A 14996-nucleotide genomic window follows, 5' to 3' on the forward strand; every position below is an offset into this window, starting at 1 on the left:
AGCAGCCAACGGAACCCGTAGCCGTCGACCTTGACCTGCACCTGTCCGTCCTTCGCGACCGGGTGCTTCTCGCGCTCGCCCACGAGGTCGACGAGGGTGGAACCGGAATCCACCTCGCCGATCGAGACGTCCACGAGGCAGCTCTCGGGGGCCAGGTTGTGCAGGGCGAGCATCGTCCAGCCGTCCTCCTCGCGCGCGAGGTGGGCCAGCACGCTCTGCGGCTTGGTCCGCGGGACCTCGACGGTCGCCCAACCGAGCTCCGGGTGCTGCCGCCGCAGTCGGATGAGGTTGCGGATGAACCACCACAGTGAGTCGTGGTCGTGGCGCTGGTCCGCCACGTTGACGCGTTCGGGTGAGTAGAGGCCGTCCGGGAACGGACGGGTCAGCTTGCGCGCGGGAGCGTCGGTGAAGCCGCCCGTCGAGTCGTCCCCCCACTGCATCGGGGTGCGGACGGCGAGGCGGCCGGGAATGGCGAGGTTCTCGGCCATCCCGATCTCCTCGCCGTAGAAGAGCACCGGCGTACCGGGCAGGGAGAACATGAGCGAGTAGACGAGACGCAACCGGCGCTCGTCGCCCCCGAGCATCGAGGGGAGGCGCCGGCGCAGGCCCCGGCCGTAGAGCTGCATGTCCGGCTCGGGCCCGAAGGCATCGAAGACGTCCTGGCGTTCCTCGTCGCTGAGCTTGTCGAGGGTCAGCTCGTCGTGGTTGCGGACGAAGTTGGCCCACTGGCTGGTGATGTCGACTGCAGGTCGCTTGCGCAGCGTCGCCTCGAGGGGACGAGCGTCCTCGCGAGCCAGCGACAGGTAGAGCGCCTGCATCGCCGGGAAGTCGAACTGCATGTTGAGCCCGTCGCCGTCGGCGCCACCGAAGTAGTTCTTCATGTCCGGGTACGGCAGGTTCACCTCGCCGAGTAGCACCGCATCGCCGACACGGCGGGTGACGTACTTGCGCACGTCACCGAGGTAGCGCTTCGGGTCGAAGGAGACGGCCTCGCTCTCGGTGGGCCCCGAGGGCGCGGAGTCCGTCGCGAAGAGGAACGGCACGGCGTCGACCCGGAAGCCAGAGACACCGAGCTCGAGCCAGAAGCCCAGGGTCCGGGCGATCTCCTCCTGCACCGAGCGGTTCGTGACGTTGAGGTCCGGCTGGTGCTTGTAGAAGTGGTGCAGGTAGTACTCGCCGGTCTTCGGCTCGAGCTGCCAGAGGCTGTCCTCCTCGTCCGGGAAGACGAGGTCCTTGGGGTTGGTCTTCGGCTTCGTCTTGCTCCACACGAAGTAGTCCCGATAGGGGTCGTCGACGTTGCGCCGCGCGGACCGGAACCACGGGTGCTGGTCGGACGTGTGGTTCATGACGAAGTCGAGGATGACTCTGATCCCGTGCGCGCGAGCCGTCCGAACCAGCTCGACGAAGTCTCCATGGGTCCCCAACCGGCTGTCGATCCCGTAGAAGTCGGTGATGTCGTAGCCGTCGTCCTTCGACGGACCGGGGTAGAACGGCATGAGCCACAGGCAGTTGACGCCCAGGTCCGCGAGGTACTCGAGCTGGTCGGTCATGCCACGCAGGTCGCCCACACCGTCGCTGTCCGAGTCGTAGAACGTCTGGACGTCGGCGCAGTAGATCACCGCCGTCTTCCACCACAGGTCACCCGTCTGGCTCATCCTCATGAGTGGCGGGGTACCCACGAACGGCCCTGTAGCCACCCCGCTGTGCCGCCCCACCGCGGGTTTCGCCGGGCCCGGCCGCGGGTAGACGGCTGCTGCGACCACACCTGCGACCACCCACCTGCGACCACACCTGCGCCCACCTGTGACTGAAGCCCAGACGGAGGACCAACCGGATGCCCACCATCGGCTTCCACTGCTCGCACGAACAGATCCCGCCGTCCCAGCTGCTCGAGGACGTCAAGCACGCGGAGGCGGCGGGCTTCACCGCGGCCATGTGCTCGGACCACCTCGAGCCCTGGAGCACGGACCAGGGCCAGTCCGGCTATGCCTGGTCCTGGCTCGGCGCGGCACTCCACGCGACCGACCTGCCCTTCGGCGTGGTCACCGCACCGGGCCAGCGGTACCACCCGGTCATCACCGCGCAGGCGATCGGCACGCTCGGCGAGATGTTCCCCGGCCGGTTCTGGGCGGCCCTGGGCTCCGGTGAGGCCATCAACGAGCACGTCACCGGCGACGGCTGGCCCCGGAAGGAGCTGCGCGACCGCAGGCTCATCGAGTGCGCCGACGTCATCGGGCGGCTCCTCGACGGTGAGGAGGTCTCGCACGACGGGCTCGTCACCGTCGACCGCGGCAGGGTGTGGTCGCGGCCGAGCCAACGGCCTGACCTCGTCGCTGCCGCCGTGACCGCGGAGACCGCCGCACGGGCGGCGAGCTGGGCGGACGGCCTCATCACCGTCAACCAGCAGGGGGGCGGCGACCGTCGCGCCCTCGAGGCGTACCGCCAGCACGGTGGCCGGGGTCAGGTCCGGCTCCAGCTCCACCTGAGCTGGGCTCCCAGCGAGGACGAGGCCGTCGAGATCGCCATGAGCCAGTGGCGCAGCAACGTCTTCGGTGCCCCCGTGGCCTGGGACACCGACTCCGTCGCGGGCTTCGACGAGCTCGGCAGACACGTCACCGAGGACGACGTCAAGCGTTCCGTGCACGTGTCGAGCGACCTCGACGCGCATGCCGCCCGCATCCGGCAGGCCTTCGACGAGGGTTTCGACGCGGTCATGGTCCACTTCGTCGGCGTCGACCAGTCACGGTTCATCGACGCCTTCGGTGCCCAGGTGATCCCGCAGTTCGCCACCGCAGACCTCAGTGGAAGGAGCACCTCATGAGCAGCAGTATCGGAGAGCGCGCGGCCTCGATGGTGAGAAAGGACGACCAGGGCGGATTCCCACCCCAGCAGCAGGATCCTCCGGGCCTGACAGCCACCATGGAGCCGATCCCCGACCACGGCGAGGAGACCTACGTGGGACACGGGCGGCTGGAAGGACTCAAGGCTCTCATCACGGGTGGCGACTCGGGCATCGGCCGGGCGGTCGCCATTGCCTACGCCCGCGAAGGGGCCGACGTGGCGATCAACTACCTCGACGCGGAGCAGTCCGACGCCGAGGACACGGCGTCCTGGGTGCGCAAGGCCGGCCGCAACGCCGTCCTCGTCCCCGGTGACCTCACCGAGCGGGCGACCTGCGACCGGGTCATCGCGGACGCGGTCGACGGTCTCGGTGGCCTCGACGTCCTCGTCAACAACGCCGGCTTTCACTGGGACAAGGGGCCGGGCGAGGGTCTGGAGGGACTGACCGACGACAACATCGAGAGGGTCGTGCGGACCAACCTGCAGGCGGTGCTGTGGCTGTGCCGGGCGGCGCTGCCACACCTCGCGTCTCGATCGTCGATCATCATCACGACGTCGATCCAGGCCTACGACCCGTCGCCGGCCCTGCTCGACTACGCGGCGACCAAGGCGGCGCTCAACAACCTCACCGTCAACCTGGCCCAGTCACTGGGCCCCAAGGGAATCCGCGTCAACGCCGTCGCTCCGGGACCGATCTGGACGCCCCTGCAGCCGGCGACTCGCGAGACCAAGAAGATCGAGACGTTCGGGTCCGACACGCCGCTGGGTCGAGCCGGCCAGCCCGGCGAGGTGGCTCCGGCGTACGTCTTCCTGGCCTCCCCGTCGGACGCCAGCTACGTCTCCGGGACGGTCCTCGGGGTGACGGGGGGTCAGGCGGTCTTCTGACCGGATGATGCCGTATGCCGCTGGGCTCGCTCCCAGCACAGGGGCGCCGTGGGAGGCGGGCGTAGTCTCGACTCAGCTCCCTCGGCCGGGAGGTGGAGAGATGGCAAGGACGGTTGGTGTCGAGGAGGAGATGCTCCTCGTCGACGTTCGCAATGGACGGCCACGGTCGGTGTCCGGGCAGCTCGTTCTCCGTGCTGCGATGCACGAGCAGCCGGTCGCCGGGCTCGGCGTCCGCGGGGCCCTCGAGGGCGAGTTCCAGCAGCAGATGATCGAGACGCACACGGCCCCGGTCGAGTCGCTCGACGACCTGGCCGATGAGGTCCGCCACTGGCGGAACGAGGCGCTCTCGGCTGCGCGGCAGGCTGATTCAACCGTGGCAGCCCTGGCCACGTCCCCGTTCCCCGTGACTCCCGTGCCGGTCGAGTCCATCCGGTACGCGTGGATGCACGAGCGCTACCAGATCGTCGCCCGCCAGCACCTCACCTGCGGGCTGCACGTGCACGTCGGCGTCGACTCGGACGAGGAGGGGGTCGGCGTGCTCGACCGCATCCGCGTCTGGCTGCCGGTGCTCCTCGCGCTCAGCGCGAACTCGCCCTTCTGGAACGGCGAGGTCACCGGCTTCGCCAGCTGGCGTTCGCAGTCGTTCGGGCGGTGGCCCTCCAACGGGCCGACGGAGCTCTTCGGCTCGGCCGCGGCCTACCACCGGCTGGTGCGCGACCTGACGATGTCCTCGGTCATCCTCGACGAGGGGATGGTCTACTTCGACGCGCGGCTGTCCCAGCACTACCCGACCGTCGAGATCCGCGTCGCCGATGTCTGCCTCCGGGCCAGCGACACCGTGCTCATCGCGGCGCTCTGCCGTGGCCTCGTGGAGACCGCAGCGCGCGAGTGGGCTCGGTCGGTCGAGGCGACCGCCGTGCCGACGACGTTGCTGCGCGTGGCGACGTGGCAGGCGGCCCGGGAGGGCGTCTCCGGCCGGCTCCTCGACCCCTTCACCCTCCGCCCGCAGCGGGCCTGGGACGTCATCGACCGGCTCGTCGAGCACATCCGTCCGGCCCTGGGCGAGGCCGACGACGTCCAGGTGGTCAAGGAGGGTCTGGAGCGAGTCCGCACCCGCGGCAACGGCGCGCAGCTCCAGGAACGCACGATGGCCCGGACGGGGCAGCTGATCGACGTGGTCGCCCATGCGGTGAGGGTTACGGCCGGGCACGAGGAAGAGGGCTGACCATGCCTCGCCCCGCGGACGAGTACCCGGGCGCGGAATCCTTCGTCCCCGACCGGCCGACGCTGCGGCGGCTCCGCGAGGCGGTCGACGGCTGCCGCGGCTGCGACCTCTACCGTGACGCGACACAGGGCGTCATGGGCGACGGGCCCGTGCCGGCACGGCTCATGCTCGTCGGCGAACAGCCGGGTGACAAGGAGGACCTCGCCGGCCTCCCCTTCGTCGGGCCGGCGGGACGGCTGCTCGACCGGGCGCTGGGGGAGGCGGGGATCGAGCCGGGCTCAGCCTTCCGCACCAATGTCGTCAAGCACTTCCGCCATGTCGACAAGGGCGGCAAGCGGATCCACAAGTCCCCGGTGCGGTGGCAGGTCGCGGCGTGCGAGCCCTGGTTGCTCACGGAGCTCGGGCTGGTCAAGCCGGAGGTGGTCGTCATCCTCGGCGGCACGGCCGGCCAGGCGATCTACGGGCCAGGGTTTCGCGTCGGCGAGGCGCGCGGCCGACGCCTCGAGTGGCGGCGACCCGACGAGAGCGACGAGGGCGACGAGCCACCGGGCTTCGCCCACGTGTCACTCGACCCGCCGCCCGTGGCGGTGGCGACCGCGCATCCGTCGTCGGTCCTGCGCTCTCGGCAACGCGAGGTGGACCGTGCCGCTCTCGTGCGAGACCTGGCCGTGGCGAGGGACCTGCTGAACGGTCACTGAGGCCGGGAGGGCTGGGACGCCACGTCGGCTGCTCGCGAGCTCAGCGGCATACCCCTTCATTCGTCGATCACTCGTCACGCTCCCAGGGCGCCTCTTCGCCCCACTTGTCGTAGTACTTGGCCAGGTGGCTGCGCACCCGGTCGCGGTCCTTGTCCGGCAGGTCGACTCCGCCACGCGAGCCCTGCATCACCGCGGCGGCCGCCATGACTCCCCGAGGCACTGCCTTGAGCCGGCCGTCGACGACGTCAGCGATGAGCAGCTTGTATGCGGTGAAGTTGTCCTTGTTGTCGGCGTCGTACCAGACATGGGCGTCTCGGTACTTCTCGTTGGGCCCGTCGTCAGCGCCGGCCCAGTCCCGCACGCGGCGCTCCGCAGCGTCACCGTCCCATTCCCGGTCCCGGTCGGCGAGGGGAAGGTCCTGAAAGCTCGTCACACTCACGGCGATTCCTTTCGCCCAGCTTGTGCGGAACGTCCTGTCCGCTGCGCCGTTTACCCGACGACCGCCGCACGAAACAGGCCTTCGCTTTCGGGAGGTCGCAACGGGAGAAGTGTTCGTTTGTGTGGTGGTCGGGCGCCGCACGTGCCCGCGAAGGTGGAAGGGACTTCACGAGCGGTTCAACCACGAGCTGACTCCGTCACCCGCACACGCAGGAGATGAGTCATGTCACGCATGAAGTCCGTTACCCCCACCACCAACCCCACCCCGATCAGCCGCCGACGTGGCCGATTCGTCGAGAGGGACCGGAAGGCGGAGGAGCTGCTCCTCGAGCTCTCGCGTACAAAGAAATGCGCGGAGCGCGAAAGGCTCACCGACGAGATCGTCCGGCTCCACCTCGACCTCTGTGATGGGGTTGCCGCACGGTATTCCGGGCGCAGCATCCCGACCGAGGACCTCGTCCAGGTCGCGCGACTCGCGCTCGTCGTCGCCATCCGGCGATACGAGCCGGGGCCCGGCACGTCGTTCATCGGCTATGCCCTCCCCACGATCTCGGGCGAGCTGAAGCGGCACTTCCGGGACCACGGCTGGATGGTGCGCCCGCCCCGCCGGCTCCAGGAGCTCGGCCCCGTGCTGCGTCTCGCACGGGAGCAGTGGGAGCAGGAGCACGGCACCACTCCGACCGCCGCGGAACTCGCAGACGAAGTCGGCGTTGACCCCGACCACGTCGTCGAGTGCCTGTCGGCGGAGCACAGCTACCACCCGCTCTCGCTCGACCTCACCTTCGGCGACGACGAGTCGCGCTCCCTCGCGGAGAGCCTCGCCGAGCCGCAAGAGGAGCTCGAGTCGGCGGCCGACCGCGTCTCGCTCTCCGAGGCGCTCGGCAGCCTGTCGCAGAAGGACCGGGAGCTGCTCCAGATGCGCTTCGTCGACGCGATGACGCAGAAGGAGATCGGCCTCGCCCTCGGCGTGAGCCAGATGCAGGTCTCCCGCCTCGTTCGCGCGGTGCTGGAGAAGCTACGCGCACAGATGGGTGTGACTGGGGAGCAGGTCCGGGAGGTCGTCGCGGCCGCCTGACCACCACCCCTTTCCCACGCATTGACGTGAACGCGCCGACCCTTGGTCGGCGCGTTCACGTCCACCCGGACGAATCCACAGCAAGCCCAAAGCCCATTCACGGCTTTGGTGAGGTAGGGTCAGGGCATCGGCGAGCCGGAGACGGCTGCTGATGGGTCAAACCATGGGCCCTCGGACACGTCAGCCTCGGAGTTGAACATGTCCTCATCGCTCGCCATCACGAGCACCATTCAGAAGGTCGCCTTCACGACGACCGACCCCGCCAAGATCGAGCAGCTCTGCGCGGAGGAGCTCAGTGTTCCTCTTCGACTGATCGGCCGTTCGGAGGGGTCCTACTTCTCGCTGTCGCACACGGACGTCGGCAGGTTCTCCATCGCCGTCGTCACCACTGCCGGCCTCTCGGCGGAGCTGCGGACGCGGGACCAGGCTCCGCCTCCCGAGTCGGTCCTCTTCGTCACCGGAGAGCGCGGGCTGCTCACGTATGCCGTCGAGGCGGCTGGAGTCCGGGAGCAGGTCGGTCCGGGTGAGTCCGTCTGCATCACCTCGAACGCCCGCGCCAGTCGAGTTGACTGGACCGGACCCGAGTCGCGGGCGCGTGGCGTCCGGATCGACCTCGCCCTGCTCAGGGACGTGGCGGCCGCGACGACCGGCGTCCGGAACCTGCTGTTCACCGGCACCCGCCCGGTCAGCGAGGCGGCCGACCGCCACTGGCAGGAGACCGTCGACCACGTCGCCAGGACCCTGGCGGGCGGCTCCGGTGTCCCGGTCAGTCCGCTCGTCGTCGGGGAGTCCGCGCGGTTCCTCGCCGCCGTCGCACTCGCCACGTTCCCCAACACGACGATGGAGGCGGTGCACCGGGAGGGCGACCCCCCGCGGGACCTGCCGATCACGGCCGAGACGGTCCGGGACGCGATCTGCTTCATCGAGGAGCACGCTGACCAGGACCTCACCGTCGGTGACATCGCCGCCGCGGCCGGGGTGACGCCACGGGCCATCCAGCTCGCCTTCCGGCGCCACCTCGACACGACGCCGATGGCCTACCTGCGGCGGGTGCGTCTGGCGCGGGTGCACGAGGAGCTCGACCTCGCCGGTCCACACGACGGTGTCACGGTCACCGCGGTGGCCTCGAAGTGGGGCTTCAGCGGGTCGAGCCGCTTCACGTCGCACTACCGCGAGGCCTACGGCGAGTCTCCGGGCCAGACGCTGGCCAGCTGAGGGCGGCCACCGCTTGGGTGGTGCCAGACGAATATCCCACTGTTCATCTGGCACCACTCATGCGTCCCGTCACTCGTCCCTCCTTTCGCTCGTTCCGGCCTAGCCTGAGCGGGTGGAGCTGGAGTTCAGCGGAGAGATCATCTGGTGGCGCGGTCCCTCGCCGTTCCACTTCGTCCCAGTGCCGGACGAGGAGTCGGCCCAGATCGAGGCGGCGAAGGAGCTGGTCACCTACGGCTGGGGTGTCATCCCGGTGACGGCCCAGGTCGGCCGGACGGAGTTCACGACCTCACTCTTCCCCAAGGACGGCCGGTTCCTCGTGCCGCTCAAGGACCGCGTCCGCCGGGCCGAGGCGCTCGAGCTCGGCGACGTCGTCGACCTCCGCCTCACCATCGATGTCTGACGCGAGCAGGGCCACCTCGCCCGGCTACCCGGGTGAGCCGGCGCCGGCACGACTCAACCTCGCCGAGCTGGCCATCGGCCGGGCCGCCGCGGCGGCACCCGATCGGGTCGCTCTGGTCGTCGTCACCGACCCCGCCGCACCCGCCGAGGCGGTCGAACGCTGGACCTTCGGTGAGCTGGACCGGGCCGTCCGGTCGGTCGCCGCAGGGTTGCTCGGCCAAGGGCTCGAGCCGGGTGACCGACTCCTCATTCGCCTGGGCAACACGAGCGACTACGCCCTGCTGCACTTCGGCGCCATGGCCGCCGGGATCATCTCGCTGCCGACCTCACCCCAGCTGACCGCCGACGAGGTCGCCTTCCTCATCGAGGACTCGGGCGCACGTGCCGTCGCCATGAGTGACGCCCTCGCCGTGGACCTCCCCCCTGCCGTCTCTCGCGTCTCGCCCGCCGACGTCGCCCGCTGGCGTGCGGAAGCGAGCCCAGCGGCATACGGCCTGACTCGTGCCGAGGACCCGGCGTTCCTCGTCTACACGTCGGGAACGACCGGCCGTCCCAAGGGCGTCCTGCACGCGCATCGCTCGGCGTGGGGGCGGCGGCCCATGCACGATGCGTGGCTCGGCCTGAGCGAGGGAGACGCGCTGCTGCACGCAGGCGCGTTCAACTGGACGTACACGCTGGGAGTCGGGCTGACCGACCCGTGGATCAATCGCGCAACGGCCCTCATCTACAACGGCGCTCGCGATCCGGGCGTGTGGGCACGGCTCATCGAGGCTCACCGTGCCACGATCTTCGCTGCCGTGCCGGGGGTCTACCGGCAGCTCCTGCGCAGCCCGGACCTGGAGGCGGCGGACCTCTCGTCGCTGCGCCATGGCGTCACTGCGGGCGAGGCGCTCCAACCGGCGTTGCTGGAGCAGTGGCGCGAGCGCACGGGGCTCGAGCTCTACGAGGCGCTCGGGATGAGCGAGATCTCGACGTTCGTCTCGTCGGGGCCCGGCACGCCGGTGCGGCCGGGCAGTCCCGGGCGGCCGCAGCCGGGCCGGTGCGTCGCCGTCCTGCCGATGGACGGCGGTGACGAGCCTCTCGGACCCGGCCACACCGGGCTGCTCGCCGTCCACCGCACGGATCCGGGGCTGATGCTCGGCTACTGGCGGCGACCGGAGGAGGAGGCCCAGGTGCTGCGCGGCGACTGGTTCGTCGGGGGTGACCTCGTCGAGATCGGCGCCGATGGCTACCTCACCTTCCACGGGCGCGCGGACGACGTCATGAATGCCATGGGATACCGGGTTTCGCCGCTCGAGGTCGAGGACTGTCTGGCGCGACATCCCTCCGTCGCCGAGGTCGGCGTGACCGAGGTCGAGGTGAGCCCGGGGGTCCGGATCATCGTGGCGTTCGTCGTGCCGCGCAACGCCGACGACTCGGGTGGCGTCGACGAGGCTGCCCTGATGACCCATGCGACCGAGCACCTCGCGGCCTACAAGCGGCCGCGGGAGATCATCTACGTCGAAGCCCTGCCGCGGACCGGCAACGGCAAGCTGCGGCGCCGCGACCTGGTCAGCCTGGCCCCGGCGCCTCGATGACGGACAGCACGTTGCCCGCAGGGTCGGTGAACCAGGCGATGTTGGGACCACCACCGCGGAAGATGCCCTTCGAGTCGGTCTCGAGGGGCGTGCCCTCGTAGCGCTCGAACGTCACCCCGCGCTCTGCCAGCTGGTCCACGGCCGCCTCGATGTCGTCGACCGGGAAGTTGAGGACGGTGTACGTCGCCGGCTCGTGGTTGTCCTTCGGATAGATGAGGACGTTGGTGCCGCCCGCGATGCGCAGGGTCAGCATCCCGTTGTCCTCGGTGGCGTCCAGCCCCAGGGTGTCCGCATAGAAGGCTCGAGCCGCCGCGATGTCATCGACGGAGAACCCGCTGAAGGCCTTGGTGTCTCGCAACATGTCGTCACCTTTCGTCGGTCCTCCAGTACACGCCCTCGCACGGCCGATGTCACCCGATCGTGCCGTCAGGGCACACACCAAGCCGTATGCCGCTGAGCCAGCTCAGCGGCATACTGCTGAGTCTTGTTGTGGCTCAGTCGGAGTCGACTATCCGTCGACGAGGAGCCCGCGAAGCGGGCCCTGCAGCCGGCCGGTCCGCCGGGACACGTGCTCGAGGAGCCGGAGCCGGTGCGTGGGCGGCAGCCCCTCCTGATGACGGCGGGCCTGCGCCTCCGCGATGGGCCGCCACACCTCGTCGATGACCGTGTGCGGGTCTCCGGCCAGGGCCGCTCTGGGCTGCTCGGTGTGCTCAGACCACAACCGCAGGCGCGTGTCCCGGGCCAGCTCCGCATCGTCGGTGAGCACGTTGAGCTCGGTGTCGTTGAAGAGCGAGTGCTCGTTGAGGTTGGCCGAGCCGATGGTGAGCCACCGGTCGTCGATGATGCCGATCTTGGCGTGCACGTAGACCGGCGCCGAGCTGCCCTCGGCGTGGGCCGAGATCGTGGTGGCGAGCAGCCGGCCCGACCCGCCGTCGGCCTCGAGCAGCCGGCCGAGCTGTCCACGCGTCGTGTCGGCTCCGGTCGTCGGCCGGGCGGGCAGCAGGAGGAGCAGCCGGAAGTCGTCGCTGGGCGGGTGGGCCAGCTTCTCGGAGAGGATGTCGACGATCTCCGGCGACCAGAGGAACTGGTTCTCGAGGTAGATGAACCGCTCGGCCGCGGTCAAGGCGCGCACATACGCTCCGAGGATGGTGAACTCGCCGCGCGGCGCGAAGGTGTAGACCTGCTCCGGCACCGTCCGGAGCACCTGGACCTCGACGTCGCCGGCCATCGGCGGCTCCTCCGGCTGCGGGAGATGGTCGGTCGTGACGTCGTTCCAGCGCTGGACGAAGTGTCTGGCCACGTCCGCGACGGCGGGTCCACGGAGGCGGACGGCCGCGTCGTGCCACCCCAGCGGGTCACGGGGCGGGTGGGTCTCGTCGTCGAGTCGGTCTGCCTGCAGCGAGGTGAGGTCGATCCCGCCGACGAACGCCAGGTCGCCGTCGACGACGACGATCTTCTCGTGATGGCAGTGCAGCGTGCGCTCTCGCTTGTCGAGGGCGCACTCCACCTTGCTGTCGCGGATGAACTCGTCGCGGGCGCGATGGACCATCCGGCGGGTCGGGCGGAACGCCGGCACCGGCGGTCCGGCCCACAGCAGGAGGCGGACCGGGACCCGCTGCGCGACGTCGGCGAGCAGGTCACGCAGCGGCACTGCGTCATCGCCTCGGGTGAGCTCGAAGTCCGGCTCGGCATGCCAGCCGGCGATGTGGACGTACTTCTGCGCCTCACGGATGGCCGACTGGATCTGCGACAAGGCGGCTGCACCGTCGATGAGGACCTCGAGGCTGTTGCCCTGCCGGACCGGGACGCGGGTCGACCACCAGTCCGGTGCCGTTGGGGCCGCGAGGGCATCGGCCCAGCCGAGCTCGCCCAGGCGCCGCCGGTGGTGGCGGCGGAGCACCGCCTCCAGTCCGTCGCCGAGCCTGGCGTCGAGTCGACCGAACCGCGATGACAGGTCCATGCCTGCATCGTCGCGCACCGCGGTGCGAAACGGGTGGCTTGCTCGGCCTAGGCTCGTTGAGAGCGCAGGTTCCACCTCGAGGAGATGAGCGCGATGACCCGAGTCGATGAGGTGCTGGAGGGGATGGACGCCACGCGCGTCTGGCAGGAGGAGTTCTACCGCCACGTGCACGCCCATCCCGAGCTGAGCTCTCGCGAGGTGCAGACCGCGGCCCAGGTCGCCGACCGTTTGGGGGCCTTCGGCTACGAGGTCACGCACGTTGGCGGCGGGGTCGTGGGCGTCCTCACGAACGGTTCTGGCCGGACTGTCCTGGCTCGTGCCGACATGGACGCGCTGCCGGTGACCGAGCTGACCCAGCTGCCCTACGCGTCGAAGGTGACCGCCGTGGACGAGTCCGGGGCGACCGTCGGCGTGTCGCACGCCTGTGGGCACGACGTCCACGTCACGTGCCTCCTCGGTGCCGCCGCGTCCGTCGCTGGCGCCCGCGACGCCTGGAGCGGCACCTTCGTCGCCCTCTTCCAGCCGGCCGAGGAGACCGGCGCCGGCGCCCGCGGCATGGTCGACGACGGCCTGACCGACAAGGTGCCCCGGCCTGATGTCGCCTTCGCGCAGCACGTCCTCGGCCTCGAGGCCGGAGTGGTCGGCACGCAGGCCGGCCCGGCCTTCTCGGCGGGCGACAGCGTCAGGATCACGGTGCACGGCAAGGGTTCGCACGGCTCGATGCCGCACCTGGGTGTCGACCCCGTCGTCCTGGCCGCCTCGATCGTGCTCAGACTGCAGACGATCGTCGCGCGGGAGACCAAGCCGGGGGACTTCGCCGTGGTCACCGTCGGCAGCAGCGTCGCCGGGACGAAGAGCAACATCATCCCCGACCGCGCAGTCCTGCTCGTCAACATCCGGACCTATGACGAGAAGGTCCGCGAACGAGTCATCGCCGGCATCGAGCGGATCGTCCGGGCGGAGTGCGAGGCCTCCGGCTCGCCCCAGCCACCGACGTTCGAGTACTACGACCAGTTCCCGCTGACCGAGAACGACCCGGACGTCACGGCCAAGGTCACCGAGGCGTTCCGTTCCTACTTCGGCGAGGACCGGGTCATCGAGCTGGGCCGAGTCACGGCGAGCGAGGACTTCAGCCGGCTCCCCAGTGCCTTCGGGATCCCCTACACGTACTGGGGGGTGGGCGGCTTCGCACCCGGGCAGCCGAGCTATCCCAACCACTCGCCGTACTTCGCGCCTGCCATCCAGCCGACGCTCACCGCCGGCACCGAGGCGCTCGTCGTGGCGGCACTGGCCTACCTCGGCAAGGAGGCCTGACCCGACGGCGAAGACGCGATCGACGTCATTTTCGGGGGATCCAGCGCTCGGTCAGCTCAGCGTCCGTGGGCGGTGGTCCCGGCAAGGGCGCGGGACCACGCCGTGGGCGCCTGGCGCGCATCGCCTCGAGCTGGAGGGCGAGGTAGCGCCGTCGGAGCACGACCGTCCGCTCGGAGTCGCCCACCCGGATGGCGGTGGCCTGCTCGAGGATCATGGCGACGTCGTTGAAGACGAGCCCCGGCCGCAGGGCGCCGGCCTCCTCTGCACGCCGGAACACCTCTGACCCCAAGGTGATTGCGCGTTCCGAGAGGGCGCCGAGCTCGCCGGTCGGGGTGAAGGTCCCGGCCAGCCGGACCGTCAGGGCGTGCACGTCCTCGTCGACGATCTCGCTGATGAAGTCGACGAGCCCCCGCCATGGTTCGGCCCCGCTTTTCAGAGAGCGCTCGGCAGCCGCGATGTACCGGTCCAGTCCCTCCGCGCACAGGCTCGCGAGCATCGCCTCCTTGTTGGCGTACCGGCGGTAGAGCGCACTGATGCCGACGCCTGCTTCGGCCGCGACGGCGGCGATCGGGGCCGACGGGTCGCGGAGGAACACGGTGCGTGCCGCGTCGAGGATCCGGCGGTCGTTGCGAGCGGCCTGGGCCTTGCGCCCCGACAGGCCTGCGGTCTGGGTCATGGCGACCATCCTAGGGGTTGTGCGGAACGGATCATTCCGTTACTGTAGAACGGAACGATCCATTCCGTTCGCGACACAGGGAGAATGCCATGAGCACGACCGAGACGAAGCCGCAGCTCCAGCCCTTCACCGTCGACGTCCCGCAGGCCGACATCGAGGACGTCCTCGACCGGCTGGCCCGGGCGCGCTGGACCGACGAGATCAAGGGATCCGAGACGTCCTACGGCGTCCCGCTGGGCCGGGTCCGCGAGCTGGCCGACCACTGGCGTACCAGCTTTGACTGGCGCGCCGTGGAGGCGCGGCTCAACGCGTACCCGCAGTTCACGACGGCGATCGACGGCCAGAACGTCCACTTCATCCACGCCCGGTCCGGCCGGGAGGGCGCACTCCCGCTCATCCTCACGCACGGTTGGCCGGGTTCGGTCCTCGAGTACCTCGACGTCATCGAGCCGCTGACCGAGGCCGGCTTCGATCTCGTCATCCCGTCCATCCCGGGCTACGGGTTCTCCGGGCCGACGACCGAGTCCGGTTGGGACAACCTCCGGATCGCACGAGCGTGGGTCGAGCTGATGAGCCGGCTCGGCTACGAGCGCTACGGGGCGATGGGCAACGACGCCGGCTCGATGATCTCCCCGGAGGTCGGCCGACTCGACCCGGAGCACTGCATCGGTGTCCATGTGACGCAGCTGTTCT

The 14996-nt window shown here is 70.0% G+C and carries 15 protein-coding genes; 10 read left to right on the forward strand and 5 right to left on the reverse strand.

What is annotated here, in order from left to right; all coding sequences use genetic code 11:
* The coding region (locus ABF401_RS09195) for an alpha-amylase family protein (protein ID WP_353509247.1) at window positions 1-1661 on the reverse strand (1661 nt) is incomplete at its 3' end.
* Window positions 1662-1834: 173 nt separating this feature from the next.
* Between ABF401_RS09195 and ABF401_RS09200 the strand changes: the two genes are divergently transcribed.
* The 4 genes from ABF401_RS09200 (at window position 1835) to ABF401_RS09215 (ending at window position 5649) form a co-directional block, all read left to right on the forward strand.
* Window positions 1835-2821, forward strand: a complete 987-nt coding sequence (locus ABF401_RS09200; RefSeq protein ID WP_353509248.1) for a TIGR03885 family FMN-dependent LLM class oxidoreductase — start codon at window positions 1835-1837, stop codon at window positions 2819-2821.
* Window positions 2818-3726, forward strand: coding sequence for an SDR family oxidoreductase (locus ABF401_RS09205; protein WP_353509249.1), 909 nt, complete (start codon window positions 2818-2820; stop codon window positions 3724-3726). Before ABF401_RS09200 ends, ABF401_RS09205 begins: the two co-directional genes overlap by 4 nt.
* 100 nt (window positions 3727-3826) lie before the next feature.
* The gene (locus ABF401_RS09210) at window positions 3827-4951 is read left to right on the forward strand and encodes a carboxylate-amine ligase (protein WP_353509250.1); all 1125 of its coding nucleotides are present in this window, start codon (window positions 3827-3829) and stop codon (window positions 4949-4951) included.
* Window positions 4952-4953: 2 nt separating this feature from the next.
* Window positions 4954-5649, forward strand: coding sequence for a UdgX family uracil-DNA binding protein (locus tag ABF401_RS09215; protein WP_353509251.1), 696 nt, complete (start codon window positions 4954-4956; stop codon window positions 5647-5649).
* 67 nt (window positions 5650-5716) lie between these two features.
* Here ABF401_RS09215 and ABF401_RS09220 read toward each other — a convergent pair whose 3' ends face one another.
* Window positions 5717-6088: a hypothetical protein gene (locus ABF401_RS09220; RefSeq protein WP_353509252.1), complete on the reverse strand. Its 372-nt coding sequence runs from the start codon at window positions 6086-6088 to the stop codon at window positions 5717-5719.
* 222 nt (window positions 6089-6310) lie between these two features.
* On the opposite strand from ABF401_RS09220, the gene ABF401_RS09225 reads away from it, so the two are divergent.
* The 4 genes from ABF401_RS09225 to ABF401_RS09240 all read left to right on the forward strand — a co-directional run bounded on the left by ABF401_RS09225 (window position 6311) and on the right by ABF401_RS09240 (window position 10353).
* Window positions 6311-7162, forward strand: a complete 852-nt coding sequence (locus tag ABF401_RS09225) for a sigma-70 family RNA polymerase sigma factor (RefSeq protein WP_353509253.1) — start codon at window positions 6311-6313, stop codon at window positions 7160-7162.
* A 198-nt stretch (window positions 7163-7360) separates the two neighbouring features.
* Complete coding sequence (locus ABF401_RS09230; RefSeq protein ID WP_353509254.1) at window positions 7361-8377, forward strand: AraC family transcriptional regulator; 1017 nt, start codon at window positions 7361-7363, stop codon at window positions 8375-8377.
* A gap of 112 nt (window positions 8378-8489) precedes the next feature.
* Entirely contained in the window at window positions 8490-8777 is a 288-nt protein-coding gene (locus ABF401_RS09235; RefSeq protein ID WP_353509255.1) for a DUF1905 domain-containing protein, read from the forward strand.
* Window positions 8770-10353, forward strand: a complete 1584-nt coding sequence (locus tag ABF401_RS09240; protein ID WP_353509256.1) for an acetate--CoA ligase — start codon at window positions 8770-8772, stop codon at window positions 10351-10353. The genes ABF401_RS09235 and ABF401_RS09240 overlap by 8 nt, the downstream gene beginning before the upstream one ends.
* On the opposite strand, the gene ABF401_RS09245 is transcribed toward ABF401_RS09240, so the two are convergent.
* Together ABF401_RS09245 and ABF401_RS09250 are read right to left on the reverse strand one after the other, a co-directional pair.
* A complete protein-coding gene (locus ABF401_RS09245) occupies window positions 10328-10714 on the reverse strand; it encodes a VOC family protein (protein WP_353509257.1) in 387 nt (128 codons plus the stop codon). The two genes, ABF401_RS09240 and ABF401_RS09245, sit on opposite strands and share 26 nt — an antisense overlap.
* A 147-nt stretch (window positions 10715-10861) precedes the next feature.
* Window positions 10862-12313, reverse strand: a complete 1452-nt coding sequence (locus ABF401_RS09250; protein WP_353509258.1) for a phospholipase D-like domain-containing protein — start codon at window positions 12311-12313, stop codon at window positions 10862-10864.
* Window positions 12314-12406: 93 nt separating this feature from the next.
* Here ABF401_RS09250 and ABF401_RS09255 point away from each other — a divergent pair, with 93 nt between their 5' ends.
* The gene (locus ABF401_RS09255) at window positions 12407-13627 is read left to right on the forward strand and encodes an amidohydrolase (protein ID WP_353509259.1); all 1221 of its coding nucleotides are present in this window, start codon (window positions 12407-12409) and stop codon (window positions 13625-13627) included.
* Window positions 13628-13652: 25 nt separating this feature from the next.
* Here the strand turns inward: ABF401_RS09255 and ABF401_RS09260 are convergent, their stop codons facing one another.
* The gene (locus ABF401_RS09260; protein WP_353509260.1) at window positions 13653-14303 is read right to left on the reverse strand and encodes a TetR family transcriptional regulator; all 651 of its coding nucleotides are present in this window, start codon (window positions 14301-14303) and stop codon (window positions 13653-13655) included.
* A gap of 89 nt (window positions 14304-14392) precedes the next feature.
* Here ABF401_RS09260 and ABF401_RS09265 point away from each other — a divergent pair.
* On the forward strand, window positions 14393-14996 hold a 604-nt coding region (locus ABF401_RS09265), incomplete at its 3' end, for an epoxide hydrolase family protein (RefSeq protein WP_353509261.1).

This window comes from Intrasporangium sp. (assembly GCF_040414665.1).
Classification (GTDB): domain Bacteria; phylum Actinomycetota; class Actinomycetes; order Actinomycetales; family Dermatophilaceae; genus Intrasporangium.

What these genes read in the sequence shown, in the direction of transcription:
- ABF401_RS09200 (WP_353509248.1), top strand. Translation starts at nt 1,835, where the DNA reads ATGCCCACCATCGGCTTCCACTGCTCGCACGAACAGATCCCGCCGTCC.
- ABF401_RS09205 (WP_353509249.1), top strand. Translation starts at nt 2,818, where the DNA reads ATGAGCAGCAGTATCGGAGAGCGCGCGGCCTCGATGGTGAGAAAGGAC.
- ABF401_RS09210 (WP_353509250.1), top strand. Translation starts at nt 3,827, where the DNA reads ATGGCAAGGACGGTTGGTGTCGAGGAGGAGATGCTCCTCGTCGACGTT.
- ABF401_RS09215 (WP_353509251.1), top strand. Translation starts at nt 4,954, where the DNA reads ATGCCTCGCCCCGCGGACGAGTACCCGGGCGCGGAATCCTTCGTCCCC.
- ABF401_RS09225 (WP_353509253.1), top strand. Translation starts at nt 6,311, where the DNA reads ATGTCACGCATGAAGTCCGTTACCCCCACCACCAACCCCACCCCGATC.
- ABF401_RS09230 (WP_353509254.1), top strand. Translation starts at nt 7,361, where the DNA reads ATGTCCTCATCGCTCGCCATCACGAGCACCATTCAGAAGGTCGCCTTC.
- ABF401_RS09240 (WP_353509256.1), top strand. Translation starts at nt 8,770, where the DNA reads ATGTCTGACGCGAGCAGGGCCACCTCGCCCGGCTACCCGGGTGAGCCG.
- ABF401_RS09245 (WP_353509257.1), bottom strand. Translation starts at nt 10,714, where the DNA reads ATGTTGCGAGACACCAAGGCCTTCAGCGGGTTCTCCGTCGATGACATC.
- ABF401_RS09250 (WP_353509258.1), bottom strand. Translation starts at nt 12,313, where the DNA reads ATGGACCTGTCATCGCGGTTCGGTCGACTCGACGCCAGGCTCGGCGAC.
- ABF401_RS09255 (WP_353509259.1), top strand. Translation starts at nt 12,407, where the DNA reads ATGACCCGAGTCGATGAGGTGCTGGAGGGGATGGACGCCACGCGCGTC.
- ABF401_RS09260 (WP_353509260.1), bottom strand. Translation starts at nt 14,303, where the DNA reads ATGACCCAGACCGCAGGCCTGTCGGGGCGCAAGGCCCAGGCCGCTCGC.